This window comes from Candidatus Methylopumilus universalis (genome assembly GCF_006365315.1).
Taxonomy (GTDB): domain Bacteria; phylum Pseudomonadota; class Gammaproteobacteria; order Burkholderiales; family Methylophilaceae; genus Methylopumilus; species Methylopumilus universalis.
The window spans coordinates 771,646-790,411 of sequence record NZ_CP040968.1 but is presented as its reverse complement, the minus strand read 5'-3'; the positions used below and the strand labels follow the sequence as shown (position 1 = coordinate 790,411).

Annotated in this window: 17 protein-coding genes; 10 read left to right on the top strand and 7 right to left on the bottom strand. The window is 32.6% G+C overall.

Features of this window, described 5'->3' with window-relative positions; all coding sequences use genetic code 11:
• Nucleotides 1-293 precede the first annotated feature (293 nt).
• The 9 genes from FIT79_RS04205 to rfbC all read left to right on the top strand — a co-directional run bounded on the left by FIT79_RS04205 (nucleotide 294) and on the right by rfbC (nucleotide 8,736).
• A complete protein-coding gene (locus FIT79_RS04205; RefSeq protein WP_139875726.1) occupies nucleotides 294-1,565 on the top strand; it encodes a hypothetical protein in 1,272 nt (423 codons plus the stop codon).
• A 9-nt stretch (nucleotides 1,566-1,574) separates the two neighbouring features.
• Nucleotides 1,575-2,582 carry a glycosyltransferase family 2 protein gene (locus FIT79_RS04200; protein ID WP_139875724.1) on the top strand — a complete coding sequence of 336 codons (1,008 nt, stop codon included), beginning with the start codon at nucleotides 1,575-1,577 and terminating at the stop codon, nucleotides 2,580-2,582.
• Nucleotides 2,582-3,715: an SDR family NAD(P)-dependent oxidoreductase gene (locus FIT79_RS04195; RefSeq protein ID WP_139875723.1), complete on the top strand. Its 1,134-nt coding sequence runs from the start codon at nucleotides 2,582-2,584 to the stop codon at nucleotides 3,713-3,715. The genes FIT79_RS04200 and FIT79_RS04195 overlap by 1 nt, the downstream gene beginning before the upstream one ends.
• 7 nt (nucleotides 3,716-3,722) lie before the next feature.
• Nucleotides 3,723-4,253, top strand: a complete 531-nt coding sequence (locus tag FIT79_RS04190) for a serine O-acetyltransferase (protein ID WP_139875722.1) — start codon at nucleotides 3,723-3,725, stop codon at nucleotides 4,251-4,253.
• Nucleotides 4,254-4,261: 8 nt separating this feature from the next.
• Nucleotides 4,262-5,260, top strand: a complete 999-nt coding sequence (locus FIT79_RS04185; protein WP_479415254.1) for a WaaS/CpsH family glycosyltransferase — start codon at nucleotides 4,262-4,264, stop codon at nucleotides 5,258-5,260.
• 96 nt (nucleotides 5,261-5,356) lie between these two features.
• Nucleotides 5,357-6,415 carry a dTDP-glucose 4,6-dehydratase gene (gene rfbB / locus FIT79_RS04180; protein ID WP_139875720.1) on the top strand — a complete coding sequence of 353 codons (1,059 nt, stop codon included), beginning with the start codon at nucleotides 5,357-5,359 and terminating at the stop codon, nucleotides 6,413-6,415.
• Complete coding sequence (rfbD, locus tag FIT79_RS04175; RefSeq protein WP_139875719.1) at nucleotides 6,412-7,293, top strand: dTDP-4-dehydrorhamnose reductase; 882 nt, start codon at nucleotides 6,412-6,414, stop codon at nucleotides 7,291-7,293. Before rfbB ends, rfbD begins: the two co-directional genes overlap by 4 nt.
• A 9-nt stretch (nucleotides 7,294-7,302) precedes the next feature.
• Nucleotides 7,303-8,187, top strand: a complete 885-nt coding sequence (gene rfbA, locus FIT79_RS04170; RefSeq protein ID WP_139876091.1) for a glucose-1-phosphate thymidylyltransferase RfbA — start codon at nucleotides 7,303-7,305, stop codon at nucleotides 8,185-8,187.
• 3 nt (nucleotides 8,188-8,190) lie between these two features.
• A complete protein-coding gene (rfbC, locus tag FIT79_RS04165) occupies nucleotides 8,191-8,736 on the top strand; it encodes a dTDP-4-dehydrorhamnose 3,5-epimerase (RefSeq protein ID WP_139875718.1) in 546 nt (181 codons plus the stop codon).
• 103 nt (nucleotides 8,737-8,839) lie between these two features.
• On the opposite strand, the gene FIT79_RS04160 is transcribed toward rfbC, so the two are convergent.
• Nucleotides 8,840-10,573, bottom strand: a complete 1,734-nt coding sequence (locus tag FIT79_RS04160; protein ID WP_139875717.1) for a carbamoyltransferase C-terminal domain-containing protein — start codon at nucleotides 10,571-10,573, stop codon at nucleotides 8,840-8,842.
• Between the two features lie 98 nt (nucleotides 10,574-10,671).
• On the opposite strand from FIT79_RS04160, the gene FIT79_RS04155 reads away from it, so the two are divergent.
• Nucleotides 10,672-11,301, top strand: coding sequence for a class I SAM-dependent methyltransferase (locus tag FIT79_RS04155; RefSeq protein WP_139875715.1), 630 nt, complete (start codon nucleotides 10,672-10,674; stop codon nucleotides 11,299-11,301).
• Between the two features lie 211 nt (nucleotides 11,302-11,512).
• Here the strand turns inward: FIT79_RS04155 and FIT79_RS04150 are convergent, their stop codons facing one another.
• The 6 genes from FIT79_RS04150 to trhO are packed head-to-tail and all read right to left on the bottom strand — an operon-like array spanning nucleotide 11,513 to nucleotide 18,684.
• Nucleotides 11,513-12,772, bottom strand: coding sequence for a hypothetical protein (locus tag FIT79_RS04150; RefSeq protein WP_139875714.1), 1,260 nt, complete (start codon nucleotides 12,770-12,772; stop codon nucleotides 11,513-11,515).
• Nucleotides 12,769-13,764, bottom strand: coding sequence for a glycosyltransferase family 2 protein (locus FIT79_RS04145; RefSeq protein WP_139875713.1), 996 nt, complete (start codon nucleotides 13,762-13,764; stop codon nucleotides 12,769-12,771). The genes FIT79_RS04150 and FIT79_RS04145 overlap by 4 nt, the downstream gene beginning before the upstream one ends.
• Nucleotides 13,765-13,777: 13 nt before the next feature.
• A complete protein-coding gene (locus FIT79_RS04140; RefSeq protein WP_139875711.1) occupies nucleotides 13,778-15,298 on the bottom strand; it encodes a hypothetical protein in 1,521 nt (506 codons plus the stop codon).
• Nucleotides 15,291-16,232 carry a lysylphosphatidylglycerol synthase transmembrane domain-containing protein gene (locus FIT79_RS04135; RefSeq protein WP_139875709.1) on the bottom strand — a complete coding sequence of 314 codons (942 nt, stop codon included), beginning with the start codon at nucleotides 16,230-16,232 and terminating at the stop codon, nucleotides 15,291-15,293. The genes FIT79_RS04140 and FIT79_RS04135 overlap by 8 nt, the downstream gene beginning before the upstream one ends.
• The gene (locus FIT79_RS04130; RefSeq protein WP_139875708.1) at nucleotides 16,233-17,687 is read right to left on the bottom strand and encodes a glycosyltransferase family 2 protein; all 1,455 of its coding nucleotides are present in this window, start codon (nucleotides 17,685-17,687) and stop codon (nucleotides 16,233-16,235) included.
• A gap of 28 nt (nucleotides 17,688-17,715) precedes the next feature.
• The gene (gene trhO, locus FIT79_RS04125; RefSeq protein ID WP_139875707.1) at nucleotides 17,716-18,684 is read right to left on the bottom strand and encodes an oxygen-dependent tRNA uridine(34) hydroxylase TrhO; all 969 of its coding nucleotides are present in this window, start codon (nucleotides 18,682-18,684) and stop codon (nucleotides 17,716-17,718) included.
• Nucleotides 18,685-18,766: the final 82 nt, after the last annotated feature.

The window sequence follows — 18,766 nt, the reverse complement described above, 5'->3', positions numbered from 1 at the left end:
AAAAGGTTAATAACCTTATAGTGCTTGAAGCTTTGAAGTAGTATACCCCGTATTTAGGAAACTATAGCAATCAAAAAGAGAAAACCTGAAAAACTCCCTCCTTACACCTCGTCTGCTAAAATACCCCCAACATCTGGAGCAGGGCATCAAAACCCACCTTAATTTTTTGTGGGTAGTTTTGTGGGTAGAAGGGGTTATGAAAACCCACATCTTATTGATTAAATTAGAGAAAACATACCTATTCCATTTGATGCAGATCCACCACTAATATAATGAGTTAATTTAATTCAAGTATGATTAAACTAAAAAAGTTAATTAATTGTTTATTGCCATCGCATGTTGTAGCAATATTAAGAATTACCCAGGCACTATTCGGATTAATAACCACACTTTTGATTATTAAAAATGTGACTGTTGAGGAGCAGGGTCTTTACTATGCTTTTATTAATCTAGCAAGTAGTTACGTTTTTTTTGACCTTGGACTTTCCGGATTGTTAGTTCAAATTTTCTCAAGATTAAAAGATAAAAAAAATTATTTCTTAAATAATATTTTTATAGTTCAAAAATATTATTTAAAACTTTCTTTTTTCTTTTTTATTTTCTTAATTCCGATAGGTTATTTCTATTTCAATACCTCAAGATATTCTTTGCCAGATAAAACATGGATGCAATCATGGCTTTTCTTAGTTACGACAATTGCATTTAGCATGACAGTCAACCCAATATTTTCTATTGTTGAGTCAATAGGCAAGATAAAAGAATCTTATAGTATTAGGTTGTTAGCATTGCTAATAGGAACGCTGTTATCCTGGTACCTCATTTTTTCACACCAATATTTATACGCACCTCTGGCTGTTCCTCTAGCTCTAACAATTATTGGCTATACCTGGGCTTTTAAAAAATACCCCTATATTTTTCAATTTAAATCAAAGCATAAAAAAACTAATGAAAGTATTTTAAGGGATAAATTTCATGCTAGTTATAAAAAGACAATTCCTACATACATTGCTTCTTGTTTATTTCTTTTTATCCCACCCCTAATTTCTTTTTATTTTAATGGTTCAGCAAGCTCCGGACAACTTTCATTATCTCTAGTATTTATGAATATGATTGGGATATTATCTTTCTCGTCAATTACATCTAAAATTCCATTATTAACTCGATTAATTTCCAATAATGAGGGGGCTAAAGGTAAAAGAATATTTTTGAATGAATTTAAAAAAACCATTTATATGAATATTCTTGGCTACTTTTTATTCATTATGATTTTATATATTTTTAAAGATCATTCGCTGTCTCATAGATTTTTAAAAATAGACGAGTTGTGTCTTCTAGCTATTATGAATTTAATCAATCAAGTTATATTTTTAGTTAATATTTATTATCGAGCAAAAAATCAAGAGCCTTTAGCCAAAAGTTATTTCTTTGCTACAGCTGGAGGTTTATTAATAGCCATGTTTTTTGGTCATCGGCTTGGAAATATAGGCATTATTATTTCTATACTGATACCCTATGTATTTTTCTGTGTGCCTAAAATTATTAAATCTTTGAGAAGAATAATTTAGTTCTTAATTATGATTAAACCACCTTTTTTCTCTGTCATTATTCCTATTTATAATGTTCAAGCGTATCTCCTTAAATGCTTAGAAAGTGTTTCAAGCCAATCCTTTAAAGATTTTGAAGTAATTCTTGTAGATGATGGATCTTCAGATAAATCTTCGCGCATTGCATATAATTTCTCAAAAACTCATCCATTTTTTTACTTGCTAAAGAAAAGAAATGGAGGGCTTGCGAGCGCAAGAAATTTCGGTTTTTTAAAAGCACGTGGACGTTATATTTGTTACATTGATAGCGATGATTATATTGAAAATAATCTTTTATATGATGCCCATCATATTTTAAAAAACAACTCTTATGACTTTATTAATTTTGGATTCGATTTTGTTTTAGAGGATGAGAAGCCTGTAAGAAAGTTTGTATCATTCAAAAATAAATATTTAAAGGGATTGAATATTTTTAAGAAAGCTCTCGTCGATGATGAAATTTATTCGGTAGCATGGAATAAAATTTATTCAAAAAATTTTTTGATTAAGCATTGCATTAAATTTCCACCTATTCGTATTAATGAGGATAGTTATCATTCCAAGTTGGTATCCCGCTTTGCTAAATCAACATATTTTTTAAATGGTGTTTACTATCACGCACTTGTTAGGAATTCTAGTTTGAGCCGTAAAATGAGTTTAGATGTTTTTTATAATACTATTCGATTATTTCAGTACGAATTTGAATATTTCCAACTGAATAAATTGCCTCCCATATATACTCAATTATTTTACGCTCATATCTTAAAGCTTTTAAGTTACCTTCTCTTGCAATCTGCATTCCGCATTAAGGATATTGAAGAATACAAGAAGGCTTTCAGGTTATGCAATAAAGCTAATTTTTTTCAGTATGCAGCATATCCTGAAATTGTTAAGTTGTTGAAATTTAAGAATAAAGTACTAGTTTTTTTATGCCATTATCCGTTACTATTAAGAGGTATTGCTAGATTCACTTCTTTGTTTAATGTGAGGCCTTATTGATGAAAATTTTAATTACAGGTGGCGCAGGATTTATTGGAAAGCATTTAGCGCTTCGCCTGATATCAAATGGCCATCATGTAAAAATTATCGATAATTTCAATTCCCAAATTCATGAAAATGACTTTTTATCGGAACGATTAAAAAATAACGCTGAAATTATTAAGGGCGACATTCGAGATCGCGAAACCTTAAGAAAAGCTTTGATTGGTATTAATCAGATTGCTCACTTTGCTGCTGAAACCGGAACGGGCCAGTCCATGTATGATGTAGAAAAATATTTTAGTGTTAATGTTCAAGGCACGGCGACTTTAATTGACCTTATGCAAAACGATCCATGCGGCAAAGACATCAGTTCATTAGTTGTGGCTTCAAGTAGATCAATTTATGGCGAAGGCCTTTATCGCTGTCTTCAGCATGGGGATTTTTACCCCTCAGGGCGAGATGATCAAGATATCATGACGGGGCGCTTTAATTTCAACTGCCCTCATTGCAAAAAAGAAATGAATTCTTATCCAACACCTGAAAATGCCATACTCAATCCTTTATCTTTTTATGCGATAACTAAGCTTACCCAAGAGCAATCTATTCTTCTTTTTGCTAAAAATAGAGGAATTAATGCTTTTGCTTTGCGTTATCAGAATGTATACGGACCAGGACAGTCACTTAAAAATCCTTATACAGGTATTTTAGCAATTTTTTCAACGCTGGCTCGACAAGGACTTCCCATTGATATTTTTGAAGATGGCAATGAGTCGAGAGATTTTGTATATATTGATGATGTTGTTGAAGTAACATCAAGAGCGCTAAATTATAAAAATCATTTTATAGGAAGTCTTAATGTGGGGTTAGGTGAGGCCGAAACTGTATTGTTGCTCGCAAATAAAATCAAATCTTTTTATAGTAGTAATAGTCAAATTAGGATTACAGGCGAATACCGAAAAGGGGATATCAGACATAATCGAGCTAATATTGAAAGACTTGCAAATATTCTCAAATTTAAACCAAAAATTTCAGTGGAAGAAGGGGTTAAAATTTTTTTGAATTGGGCAAGTAATGAGCCGATTTATCAAATTCCTTATGAAAAATCGATTCGAGAATTAAAAGATAGAAAAATGTTTATTAGAGGGAAGTAAAAAATCCATGAACCTTCTTCAGTTCTTTAGATTAATAAAAAGTGATATTGTTCGTCTCTCAGCAGCTAATAAACAAATGAATTATCTGATGTGTATGCACCCACGTTTTTTTCCTGTTCTATTAATTCGTATAGCGCAGTATATATATCAAAAATCCTTTTTTAAGCCTCTAGCATATATTTTCACTTGGCTTAATGTTATTTTATTTGGTTTGGAATGTACGCCGAAAGCTAAAATAGGTTTCGGACTTCTCATTCCTCATAGTCACGGTATTGTGATTGGAGCAATTGACATTGGGAATCATGTCACAATTTTTCAAGGAGTCACATTAGGCTCTAAGACTTTTGACCATAGTTTTTCTTCCAAATCAAGGCCGCGTATTGGTAATAATGTCACGATAGCGGCGGGAGCAAAAGTTCTGGGTGGTATTACACTAGGAGATAACTCGGTGGTGGCAGCCAATGCAGTGGTCTTGAAAAGCGTTTTTAAAAATCATCTGGTCGCAGGCATTCCAGCTAAAATAGTTAAGTACATTTAGGTTAGGCATTGAAAAAAGCTAAAAAAATTTTACTAATAGCGCCTCATTACTTTAATTATGACAACATAATTAAGACTTATTTAGAAAAAAAGGGATTTATAGTTGACTTGATCAATGATCGTCCTTATGACTCTAATATTTTTAAAGCAATTGTAAGAGTTAATCGATCCCTAATTTATTTTTTCTTATATTTTTTTTACAAGTTAGAGATTTTAAAAAAACATAATCGGAATTATCATCTTATATTTGTTATTCAAGGTGAGGGATTGGTGCCTAGCTTTTTAGGATGGTTAAGGAAGGAATATCAGGAGACGCCTATAATAAATTATCTTTGGGATTCAGTCGCAAATAAGCCAAAATTAGTAGATAATTTTCCCTATTATGATCGTATTATTACATTTGATTTGATGGATGCGCAAAGATTAAATCTTGATTTTTATCCACTCTTTTTTGTACCTGAATTTAATAGCTTTAAAAAAACAAAGAATATTTACGATTTATCATTTATCGGAACCCTCCACGAAGACAGGGGTTTATTAATTCTTTCACTTAAAAAGTATATGCCACATTTAAATTCTTTCATATATCTCTACACCCCATCACAATGGATTTTTTACTTAAGGCGTATATTTACTAAAAATTTTCTTAAAATTAAAGTGAGCGATTTACATTTTGTAAAAATGTCTCATCATGAAGTAAAGAAAATCTTATTACAATCAAAGGTAGTTTTAGATCTGCATAATATAAATCAATCTGGATTAACCATGCGGACTATCGAAGCTTTGGCGCTCAATAAAAAGATAGCTACTACTAATTCGAATATTAAAGATTATGATTTTTATAACCCCCATAATATTCTCATTCTAGATCGCCACTATTTAAATATTCCCCCTTCTTTTTTCGAGACACCTTATAAGCAGCTAGATAAAAAAGTCATTCATCGCTATAGCTTGGAAGCCTTTTATCAAAATGTTATTAAGCCTCATTTAACAGCAAAATTGCTTTAGCAAGTCATAGTTAGTATATCTTTATAAAAATATACCTTCAAATAAATAAGAAATCCTTCGAGACCTAAGCCTAATTCTGATGATAAAATTGTGGCCATGACAATTCTTGTGACCGGTGCTGCGGGATTTATTGGATCGAACTTCGTCTTGGATTGGGTGAACCAATCGAGTGAAGAAGTCGTATCTCTTGACCTACTTACCTATGCCGGCAACTTAGAAAATTTATCGTCTTTAGAAGGCAACGCAAAACACCATTTTATTAAAGGAAATATTAGTGACCGCGATCTTGTTTCCAAACTCTTAAAAAAATATCAGTTAAGGGCAATCGTAAACTTCGCGGCTGAAAGCCACGTAGACCGATCCATTCATAGCCCCGGCGATTTTATCGAAACAAATATTGTAGGGACCTATAACTTACTCGAGTCGGTCCGAAGTTACTGGAATGGCTTAGATGAAAATCATAAAAAACATTTTAAATTTCTTCATGTATCAACTGATGAAGTCTATGGATCCTTAAGTAAAACGGACCCGGCATTCCGTGAGACCAATCCTTTTGAGCCTAATAGCCCTTACAGTGCGAGTAAGGCCGCGAGTGATCACTTGGTTAGGGCTTGGTATCATACATATGGGCTACCGGTACTCACTACCAATTGTTCGAATAATTATGGCCCTTATCACTTCCCAGAAAAATTGATACCTCTATGTATCCTGAATGCGCTCAATGGTAAGCCACTTCCTATCTATGGGGACGGCCAACAGATTCGTGATTGGTTGTACGTCAAGGATCACTGCAGCGCGATACGACGCGTTTTAGATAAAGGAAAGTTAGGCGAGACCTACAACGTGGGTGGCTGGAATGAGAAAGCGAACCTTGATGTAGTGAAAACCTTATGCGCTATCTTAGATGAATTGAAACCCAAGGTTGACGGCACTAAGTACGAATCACAAATCACTTATGTGAAAGACCGTCCAGGCCATGACAGACGCTACGCGATTGATGCGACCAAGTTAGAAAAAGAACTCCAATGGCGTCCGCAAGAGACCTTCGATACCGGCATCCGTAAGACGGTGGAGTGGTATCTAGCGAATGAAACTTGGGTCAGTCATGTCGTAAGCGGTGACTATAAAAACTGGGTACAAAAACAGTACACATGAAGATCTTACTCACAGGATCGAACGGTCAAGTCGGCTTTGAATTAAAAAATAAATTAAGCGCGCTAGGCGAGATGATTGCCACCGACCGCGAGGAGTTAGATTTAACTAACTTAGATGCGATTAGAACTTTTATTGATCAAATAAAACCCGACATCATCATTAATCCTGCGGCCTATACCGCAGTAGATAAAGCCGAGTCCGAACCTGAAATTGCACGTCTTATTAATTCAAGTGTCCCTGAAGTTTTAGCGGAGAAGGCTGCGGAGTTAGATATTCCGTTGATACATTTTTCGACAGACTATGTATTTGATGGATTAAAAAAAGAAGCCTACGTCGAGATCAATCAAACGAATCCGCAATCCATCTACGGCAAAACAAAATATGAGGGTGAAGAAAAAATTTATAAACATCCAAAACACATTATTTTAAGAACGAGTTGGGTCTTTGGAAGTCACGGCAATAATTTTTTAAAGACAATATTACGACTTATCGTTGAAAAAGAATCACTCAATATTGTTGCTGACCAGTGGGGAACCCCATCTTCAGCTTCGATGTTAGGTGACGTGACGTTTAAGATTGTGGATAAGATTTTAAAAAATAAAAATTTTAAGGATTACGGCACTTATCATCTGACGAATGAGGGTGAAACAAATTGGCACGCCTATGCAAGGTTAATTTCAAATGAGGCAATCAAATTACATTTAAAAGTAAAATGTATACCCGATCAAATTCACCCGATACTAACATCAGAATACCCAACGGCCGCAAAGCGACCCCTTAATTCAAGATTGAATTGTGAAAAGATAAAAAAGACCTTCATGCTAGAATTACCACATTGGGAGTCGGAAGTTAAAAAGGTATTAAAGGAAATCATTTAATTGGCGAATATTCAAAAACGAAAAGGCATTATACTTGCAGGTGGATCTGGCACACGTCTTTATCCCGTGACAAAGAGTATCTCAAAACAATTACTCCCTGTGTACGACAAGCCGATGATTTATTATCCGCTATCCACCTTAATGCTAGCGGGTATCCAAGACATTCTAATTATTTCGACACCCGATGATACACCACGCTTTGAATCTTTGCTCGGCGATGGGAGTCAGTGGGGCCTAAATATTTCATACAAGTTACAACCCTTTCCCGATGGTTTAGCGCAGGCCTTTATCTTGGGCGACACATTTGTTGGTAATGATTTATCCGCACTTGTTTTAGGTGACAATATTTTTTATGGCCACGACTTCAACGAGTTGTTAAGTAATGCAATGGTTCGTGCTGATGGTGCGACTGTGTTCGCTTATCACGTCAACGACCCTGAACGCTATGGTGTGGCCGAATTTGATAGCACTAATAAAGTTTTAAGCCTAGAAGAAAAACCAAAAAGCCCGAAATCTAATTACGCGGTGACAGGACTTTATTTTTACGATAAAGATGTAGTTGCTATGGCAAAAAGTTTAAAGCCATCACCACGTGGTGAATTAGAGATTACGGACCTCAACCGACTCTATTTAGAAAACCAAAAACTTAATATCGAGATCATGGGTCGTGGCTACGCTTGGCTTGATACCGGCACGCATGACTCATTACTAGAAGCAAGTCAATTTATCGCCACACTCGAAAATCGTCAGGGCTTAAAGGTGGCTTGTCCTGAAGAGATTAGTTTCCGTCGCAACTGGATTAATTCTGACCAGTTAGAGAAGTTGGCCGCACCTTTATCGAAAAATGCCTATGGGCAATACCTCTTGCGCGTCTTAGAAGAAAAGATTATATAGTTCATGAAAATTACACCCTTAAATATTCCAGATGTATTGCTTATTGAACCTCAAGTTTTTAGCGATGACCGTGGATTATTTTTTGAAAGCTTTAATCAAGAAAAGTTTGAAAGGTTAATTGGAAAATCAGTTAATTTTGTACAAGACAACCATTCTAAATCGCTAAAAGGTGTGCTGCGTGGACTTCATTATCAACTACAACCTAACATTCAAGGTAAGCTTATTCGTGTTGTTCAGGGCGAAGTCTTTGATGTCGCGGTTGATCTAAGGAAATCATCAACAACTTTTGGCATGTGGGTGGGGGAGATTATTTCTTCGGAAAATAAAAAACAAATATGGATTCCTGAAGGATTTGCTCATGGCTTTTTAACACTTTCTGAGTCCGCAACATTTTTATATAAAACAACAAATTACTATAGCCCAAAAGATGAACGTTCCATTCGTTGGGATGATGATACTATTAACATTAAATGGCCAAATTTAACCCCCTTGCTTTCATCGAAAGATAAAACAGCACTTCCATTTAGAGATGCAATCTACTTTATGTAGTTTTAAGCAAAATTTTTATCAAAAGATTAACTTAAGAGCTTTTTCTTTAATCCTTAAAAGTCTTGTCTTGTTTAAAAAGTTAGTTAGCCTTATAAAAATTGGTTTATTTTCTTTTTTGAACTAAAAAACTTCCTATTGCAAGATTTTTCAATTCTGAATTTTCTAGTGTAAAAAAAGCTTGTTCAGGGGAGCAAACGAGAGGAAAGCCATGTAAATTGAAGCTTGTATTTAAAATACCTCCAACACCAGTAATCTTAGAAAATTTTGTTATTAATTTATAGTAAGATGGATTTACTTCCTCTGTAAGTACCTGAGGTCTTAAGGTTTTATCTCCTTGATGAATTGCTGCTCGTAATGCACTCTGGCCTTCTTTAGTAGCAACGTAGGAAGTAATCATATGCGGAGCTGAGGTTGTTTTTGGCCGGTATTTTTCTAGATAGATTAAAGCAAAAGAATCTAATATAGTTGGAGCAAATGGCATCCAAAAATCCCTAACTTTAATTTGATCATTTACAGTATAGAAAGACTCCATAAAAGAGGGGTGTGCAAGAATAGCTCTATTTCCTAGCGACCTCGCTCCCCATTCACAACTTCCAGAAAATCTTGCAACAATTTCCTTATTTGCTAAAAGTTCGGCAATTTTATCGTCAATATTAACGAAAAATTTAATTCTAAATTTTTTATAAAAACCCGATGTTTTTATATATTTTTCAATGTCTTTATCAGAATAAGACAGACCTAAATATAAATTTTTTAAAGGTTTTGTAGCGATGTCATTATCGCTAGCAAACTTATAAAGCGCTCCTATTGGCAAGGATTCATCTCCACAAGAAGGCATAAAATGAACTTTTTTCACCTCCTTCATCTCTTGAATCTTCTTGTTAAGTTTAACGTTCATAAAAACTCCACCACCAGTATATATCTCATTAATTCCAGTTAAAACAATTGCATTTTTAATCCAGTTTGTAATTAAATTTTCAGTTAAGTGCTGAACAGAAGCAGCAATATTATCAAATCGCTCACCCGAGGCATTTTTTATTAGATAATTATAAAAATAAACAGTATTTAATTTAGATTTAAATCGTAAGGGATTTTTATTGTCTAACGATATAACATCCTTAAATATATTTACATATGTTTCCAGGAAGTACTCTTTTGCATATGGCGCAAGACCCATTACCTTATATTCATGCTCTAAAATCTTCATTCCTAGGAATCTAGTTGTAGCAGAGTAGATCCAGCCAATCGAATTCCTATAATCACTTTGAGCTAATAATTTCAACTTACCATTTTTATCAACAAGGCTTACAGAGGAGCTTATGTCGTCTCCCTCTCCATCACATGTGAAAATTAGCGCAGGAACATTTCTAACGGTAGAAAAATAAGAAGCATAAGCATGACATGTATGATGGTCTAACATTTGAATTGGAATTTTATCCGCTCCAATCTCCCTTAAATTATTTTTTAATTGTTGATGTCCGATATTGCGCTTAAACTTCCTCTTTACTTTTCTGATGCTTGAAAATACATAAGGGAAAAAAGATCCAAGACTAGAGTTTTCTAAGCTAAATAAAAAGCTTTTAAATTTATTTTGCTTTACTTTTAAATCACCTTCATTCCATGGATAGAGAAAAGTGCTAGAAATAATGATACGTTCGATCTCACTGATTTCCTTAATGTTATTTTTCTTAAGGAGAGCTAATATTGCGTCTTTTGGGAATTGCGATGAATTTTTTTTATTATCTAATTTTTCTTGGCTTAATACACCTAGAATAACCCCATTGTCCATGATTGCAGCAGTAGATGTGTGACCTAGCTGTAGAGCCAAGATTTTCATTGGAAATAAATAATTTTAATTAATCTTATCTAATATTATTACATACTCCTGTTAAAATTAATGTACCAAATTTAAAAAAAAAGTAAACATTCTTAAATATGAGTAAATATTTTGAAACTAGATACAAGTTTGATCAGAATCGATCTTCCGTATGGAAAGCTATTTGCGAATATCTTCAAAAATATGTAAATGAAAATGGGACTACAGTGGATCTTGGTTGTGGCTATTGTGATTTTATTAATAATATAGATTCAAAAATAAAAATCGCTGTTGATATAAATTCTGAGGGAGCGAGTTTTTGTAATCCAAACGTTAGATTCATTAAGGCTAAGGCATTTGATTTAGCCAAAATAAAAAGTTTATCTGTAGATACAATTTTTGCTAGTAACTTACTAGAACACTTAAATGATGCCGAGCTTCAGCTACTAATGATTGAATTTAAGAGAATCTTGAAGAAGGGCGGAAAAATTATATTAATGCAACCAAATTATAAATATGCATATCGAGATTATTTTGATGACTACACTCACAAAAAAGTATTCAGCCATATTTCAATCGTTGATTTTTTTGTGTCTCATAATTTTACACTGAGTAAACTTTGCCCAAAATTTATGCCATTTTCACTAAAGTCTAGGCTACCTAAAAGTTATTTTCTTACTAAAATTTACCTACAGTTTTTTTTTAAACCATTTGCTAAGCAAATGCTTGTAATCTTCATTAACCGCTAGCGTTACTAAAGGGTAACTTAAAATTATTTTTATTTTAATTAATTTTAGGGTTTATTGGCAATTCTCAAATTTAGATGAGTACAGGCAGCGAAGAGGTTTTTGAAAATTTTGATAAGCATCGCTTGGTAATTTGTGTTCGTCATTCGGTATGTATGACAAAAAGCTGAAAATTATAAAGAGGTAAATTAAAAGAAATCGCCAGTATATATATTTATTTTTTATATTTTTTTTCATAAGTGTAAATAATTATTGGATGAAGCAAATAAAGATAGATCGTAAGCGTAAAAAGAGTTTTAAGATTTATTCCATATTGATCAAAATAGTGAATATCTATTAAGTCTGCAATTCTATATTGGTATTCACCTAAAATCTTACCTAGTGCACCATCAGATAACATCTTTTGATCAACATTATCCTTCCAGGTGTTTACTGTAAGCACAAAGAAAGAAATAAAACCTGCTATTTCGTATAGGAGGCATATTTTCTTATTTTTTAGATAGCTATTAATTAAACACATAAAAGGCAAGATTATAATAATCCATTGTGAATGCCACTTTACATAAAAAAATAAGACCAAGTAACTCATGTAACAAGCAAATATACTGCTTTTAACTAACATGTCTTTATTAAGATTTTTTTGAAAAAAACAATTAATACAGAGCGCAATATAAGTAACCAATAGACTCAACTTATAAAGGCTAATTGGCTGACCATGAAAAACTTTATTCTGAACCATAAAGAATACATTTTCAACAAAAGTTTTATTTGAGATGACAGCTAATAATGAGATAAGGCAAATGCTGGCCGCAATAAGAGAGTATTTAATGATATTTTTAAGTTTTTTCTCTCTAATTAAAAGTAAGGGTAAGAAGATAATGAGTGCAAAAAATTTAAAGGAAATTGCAATTGAAAAAGAAATTGCAAATAGGAGTAAATTTTTCTTGAGAAAAAAGTAAAAGCCAATAATGCAGAATAGTACGCCTATAATATCGAAGCCAGAAAATATCAATACGGAGAATATAGCAAATGGCGATGTTGCAAATAGAATATGATTTTCAATATTATTGCCAGTAATGTTTCTTGAAATTTTTTTGAGGTAATATATTGTGGCGAAAAATGCAAATAGAAGCAGTGTTTTATACCAAAGAATCATAGGAATATATTCTGCTAAATTTACTTCTTTTACAGGGGTGATTGATATCCAAGTAACAAAATAATTCGTATCGAGAATATTTATTAATTTTAGAGGAAGCATCCAAATCGCTAAGATCGCGTAAATTGATGGAAAATAAGGTGTTAAACCAATTTGGTTGCTATTAAAATCATAAAAATCAAAGACATGACCATTAAGAAAACCAAATGATTGTATTAGGGTGTAGATACTATCGGAATGAGAAAAAAATAATAATGAAATAACTAGCGTGAGCCCATAAATCTTAGTTTGAAGACTATATTTTTTTTGACCGATCATTCTGATTTCCACCCAAAAATAATTCCAAATATCATTTTTATGCCCAGGAAAAACGCAACCTTGTTAGATATGTTTCCCCCTTTGCTTTTACCTATTCTTGGAAAGAATGAGATTGGACATTCAATAACCTTTAATCGATTTTGTATAAACTTCTCAATCAAATAGGGATTGAATTCCAAATTAATGTCGGAATTTAGTTGAGGGAGAATTTTTTTAAGAGCTTTTTTTCTGATTAATTTGTAAGTGGTTCCTACGTCAGTAAGTGTAACTGTGCCTAGGTATTTGAATTCTAACAATTTGGCTACGGCTAAATTTCCATAATGCATAAAAATCGTAATTTGCGTGTTTGCATGTTGTAGTTGCTCTACAATTCTAGTACCGTTAACCACGTCTGCATGTGAAATATAAGCTAAAAATTTATCTAGATCTTCAGCTCTGAATGTCATATCGCCTTCACATAAACATATTAATTCGGAATCCTTATAAGCTGAAGCTTCTTTGAGAGCCCTGTAAACACAAGAACCATAACCCTGCTTTGCCTCATTAAAAACAATAGCACCATTTCTTTTGGCGATCATTCCAGTTTTATCTGTACTGTTATTATTAATAACAATAACTCTGAGAACATGTGGCGAATTTAGAAAATTTTTTACTGCAAGGCCAATACTTTCTTCATCATTGTATGCAGTCAAAGCAACAGTAATTCCTTTTTTTTGAATTGCATTTGTGGATATTTCTTTTAAATTTCTTTTTAATTTAACTTTTAAAAATAAATCGATAAAGATTAAAAAGAAACCAATTACTATCGGAGCTCCAGTAAACCATAATGCCTCTAAAATATATGATTTATCAATAAAGTGCAGGAAATAAATAAACCTTCTAAAAAGGGCAAAAAATATTAAAAATAAATATGTTGAAAATCCAAAAGCAATTAATATGAGTCCATATAAAGCAAAATTAGTTTGAATGTCGTTTTTATTATATATTTTCATGGTGATTTACAATTTAGTTTTTTTGAAAATTAAGATCTTTGTAATATGACCACAAATCACGCCTTATATAATAAGGCTTTTGCTCAACTTTATAATAATAATTATTAGCAATATCCTGAATGCATTGACCGTAATTCCCCCAATCATATTTTTTATCCCACATCATATATTGATCAATGAGCATTATTTTTGGCTTATTTTTTAAGATATCTTCACATGGGTTAAATTGAATTCCGAGAACAGGCTTTTTCTGGTAGGCTACTTGCCAAGGCATATAGTAGAAGAAAGCAGCAGCAGGAAGTCTATCTGCTAATATATATTCAGTGCTTCTCCACGAATAGGAAATGATTTTCTCATTGCCATTTGTCATTTTTTTTGCAAGTTCAGAAAACTCAGACGTCTCAGGTAAGGCATTATTTAATTTTTTTATATCATGAGTCAGCAAAAGACTTAATTTTGTGAAGCAAAAAATAATCATCATGTAAATTATATAGTTTTTAATTTTATTTTCTGGATATCTCTCCTTTAAGAGAAGCAAAGGTAAAGTAATAATTGCACAATAGTAAGGTAAAGCTGAAGCAGTGCCTGGATCTCCTCTTACAATAAGAGAAATAATTGCAAGTGTTAGCAATAAAAATCTTATGCTAAGAATTTTTTTCCAATGGAATAAGGATTCTTTAAGGAAGAAATTTAATAGTAGCGATATCAGAATAAACGCACTGATAATTCCTGACATGTTTCCCGTCAGACCTTTTGCTGTATTTAAGACGGACTGATAAAGATTGTTGGGATAAACCGCAGGAACAAGAGTTGGCATTAAAATTGAATTGAGATATAGATGCAATGCAACAAAACCCTTCCATGAAGCAATGCTGTTTATAACCAATAAATTGAAAAAAACTCCAGCGATAAAGCCAAATACGGCAAATTTATAAGTATATTTGCGAAGAGAAATAAAGAAGAGAATAACTGAGAAGGGAATATAAACAATTCCTAAAAAGGGGAGGCATGCCAATAAAAAGTTACCCAATAAAATATATCTTTTTTTTAATCTTATACTTGAGTCGATTGATGGCAAAACATATAAACTCATTAATATTAAAACTAAGTAAGCAGCAATAGAAAAATAAATGTAGGTGTGTAAGTAAAATCGACTTAAGAATGAAAGCGTAAAAGTTGCTACCAATACGACATATATTTTTTTTTGTACATTATTTTTAAGGAGCGGTGAAAAATAGATAGATAGCAAACTTAATATTTCAAGCGCCATCATAAATATACGATGCCCTAAAAAATTAAGATGATAAATTTTTTGAATGATAAGGCTTGGGAGGTATGTGAGAGCGCCATGATTTTGAAAAATGTCACTATACAGTTTTTGACCATGTGCAATCATCATACCAGTTACAATCGTTTCAGACTCTTCTTCTAATCCTTTAAAGAAAAGTAGTTTGCTAATAAATCGGATGATTAATAATATGAATATAGAAAATATGAAATTTTGTAGATTTCCCTTATTGAAAATTTTATTCATTTAATGATTTTTTGCCTTTATATTGAAGCCAAAGAAAAATTCCGGGCAGACTTGAAAGGATTTGAAGTAATCCGTATGAGACAGATATAGATAGGCTATTTATCGCAGATATATTAAAAAAACCAAGACCCATAATCATCGTGCTTTCTCTTAGGCCCCACCCAGCAAAAGACAATGGAATTGTTGAAATTAAAAAAATAATTGGTATCAAGATCATCCCAACATTAAAAGGGATAGGTATTTTAAAGCTTTTAGCAATACATAAAAGCATTAAAACCTGAATAAGCTGAATTAAAAAAGATAACACTAAAACACGCCAGGTTTCAGAATTAAATAAGGTAACTTTCAATTCTTTTATGAAAAATGCAATCCATTTTAGATGAAATATTTTTTCTATCATCTTTCCAAGTGGACCTCCAAAAAGGTAGAGGATTAGAATTCCAAAAATAGTAATAACGGCTAATACATTAATTGCACTTTCGATGGCGTAAAAATTTTGATTTAAACTTACTGAGAATATCCATATAGATAAAACGGGTACAAAAATGTAGGTTAGCAAACCCATAATGCGATCTAAAATTGTAGATATTGAGGCTTTACCTAATGAATTACCATTTTGCTTTGCCATCCAAATGCGAACTGCATCGCCACCTATTGAAGATGGCATAATTTGATTAAAAAATTGCCCAATAAACATAAAACGAACTGCTGAAGAAATGCTTAAATTGGCTTTAATCATATTGCTTATAAAATGCCATCGAGTAGCCATTAAGAAAATTTGTAATAGAAGCATAATAAAAGCAATATATAACCAAACATGATCAGAAACATATAATTGACTGAGAACTGTATTAAAATTATATTTCCTCACAAAATAAAAAAAGAATAAAAAAGTCACAAAAAGTTTAGCGCTGAAATACAACCATTTTTTCATTTATGTATGATTTCTTTTTGTTTTAGATATGGCTTGTTGAAGCAGCCATTCAGTTTCTGGTGTTGATTTTACTGAATAAAACATTTGATAACTAAATAATCCAGGCGAGATTTTTATTAAGAGGGAATTAATTTTAATTAATGTTTTTGATAAAAAGTTAAGATTAATGGCTAAAGGGTAAGGGCCGGGAAGGTATTCTTTGTTTGTAATTTGAAAGCCTTGATATTTGAAAATTTGCTCAAATGATTTTAATGTAAACAGTCTTTTATGCTCAATATCGAGAATGCCTCTTCGAGCATAATTAAAATGACCCAAGATAAGCATAAATCTTGTAATAAAAAAACCTATATTTGCTGCACTTACAATGATATTGATATGTGTGTTTTTATTTAATTTTCCTCTAATTTTTTTTAAAAAAGATTCAGGATTATCGACACGGTTAATTTGATCTAGAATAAAAATGTAGTCAATTTGGCTTAGCAATTCAACTGTAAAATTTTTTTTGTCTAGATCTGAAGGGTCTTTAACGGAGATAATTCTGCAATTTTTAAGGTTTTTCAAAGCATTCAATAGGTTATTTTTTTCGTGAGAAAGATTTAAAATAACACTTTTATTTTCTATTTTTTTAAAGATTAAGCTATCTAAACTTAAAAAATTGAATGTGTTGATGCTATTTTTAATATGAGTTTGATCGAATGAAAATTTGGGATCGTAAAAAATTCCCATTTTAATAATCCTAGCTTTCACTGATGTTCTTATAACATCCCATGCATACTTCATTCCATTCACATGACATTTTTCATCGCCATAATAAGTCGGAATAGGTAATTCAATGACATGAGATCCAAAAGCGAAAAGTTGGACAATAATTTCTGTGTCAAAATGAAAGTCATTAGTATTTAATTTAAATGGGAGATTTTTTAATATGCCTACGTTATAAAGTCTAAAGCCTGAGTGGAATTCAGATAGGTTTGATCCGAGTAATAAATTTTGAAATGTTGTCAGAATTTTGTTTCCTATGAATTTATAATATGGCATGCCACCCTTGATTGCATTTTTTGCAAAAATCATTCTGGATCCAAATACTGCCCCAGGTGGATTTTTCTTTGTAAAGGGTTTAATTAAGTTAGGTAATTCTTCAGGAGCATATTGCCCATCCCCATGAAGAAGAGCAACAACATCAAAATTGTTGTTGATCGCATATTGATAGCCAAGCTTTTGATTGCCCCCATAGCCTTGATTTAATTCATTTTTAAGTACGCTTGTTTTGCACCAATAACCTTGATTAAGATAATATTTGGCAACTTCTTTGGTGTTATCTTGGCTCGCATCATCAATAATAAGAATTGATAAATTATAATTTTTGCTAAGGTTTTTTGGTATGCGCCTTAAAACATTAACGATGGTCTTCTCGGCATTGTAAGCAACAATAAAGACAAGAACTTTAAGCTTCATATTTTTTGTTCTAAGATCAGTCGACTATTTAAGCCGTGAGTCTTTTCTTCTTTTGTTGCGATACAAACTGAGGCATAGCGCCAATATGCTCGGTACCCCTATTTTTAGCCAAAATAACTTGTTTTTGGCGTTCGGTGAGAGCTCTTAATTTTTCGTTAGAGTGTTTATTGAAGCAATGAGGGCATGAAATGCCAGGGGTGTATTCTTCGCTTTTCATGTCATCCTGAGATAAGGGGAAGCGACATGCGTAACACTGATCGTAATCACCCAACTCTAACCCATGTTTTATAGCAACCCTTTGGTCAAAAACAAAGCATTCACCTTGCCATAAGCTATTTTCTGGATTAATTTCCTCTAGATATTTTAAGATCCCACCCTCCAAATGGTAAACTTCATTAAAACCTTCGGACATCATGAAAGAAGAGGCTTTTTCACAACGAATACCGCCGGTACAAAACATCGCGATTTTTTTATGTTTCTTAGGGTTGAAATGGGTTTTTATGTATTCTGGAAATTCACGGAAAGTTATTGTTTTAGGATTAATCGCATTTTTGAATGTACCAATCGCATATTCATAATCGTTACGTGTGTCAATGAGCACTACTTCAGGATCGCTTATAATGGAGTTCCAATCTTGAGGCTTTACATATTGACCCACCATTTTAGTGGGCGACACACCAGGCACTCCTAAAGTCACAATTTCTTTTTTAAGTTTCACTTTCATGCGATAGAAAGGATGTTTAACTGACCAGGATTCTTTATGACCAAGACCTTTGAAATTTCCTTCAAAAAGCGGGTCATTTTTAAGATATTTAAGAAGTTCTAAGATGGATTTTTCAGAGCCTGCCACGGTGCCATTAATACCTTCATTGGCTAAGAGGATTGTGCCTTTAACATCGCGAGACACACAAAACTGAAGCAAGGGTTCCCGCAAAGCTTCAAAGTGCGGAAGACTCACAAAATGGTACATCGCAGTGGTGAGATAAGTACGTTGCATGAGCGAATTATTATTTATTAATGCCTCTAAAAATGTTATTTTAACAGTCTTTTCAATGATGTTAAATCTTACTGGAGTTTAT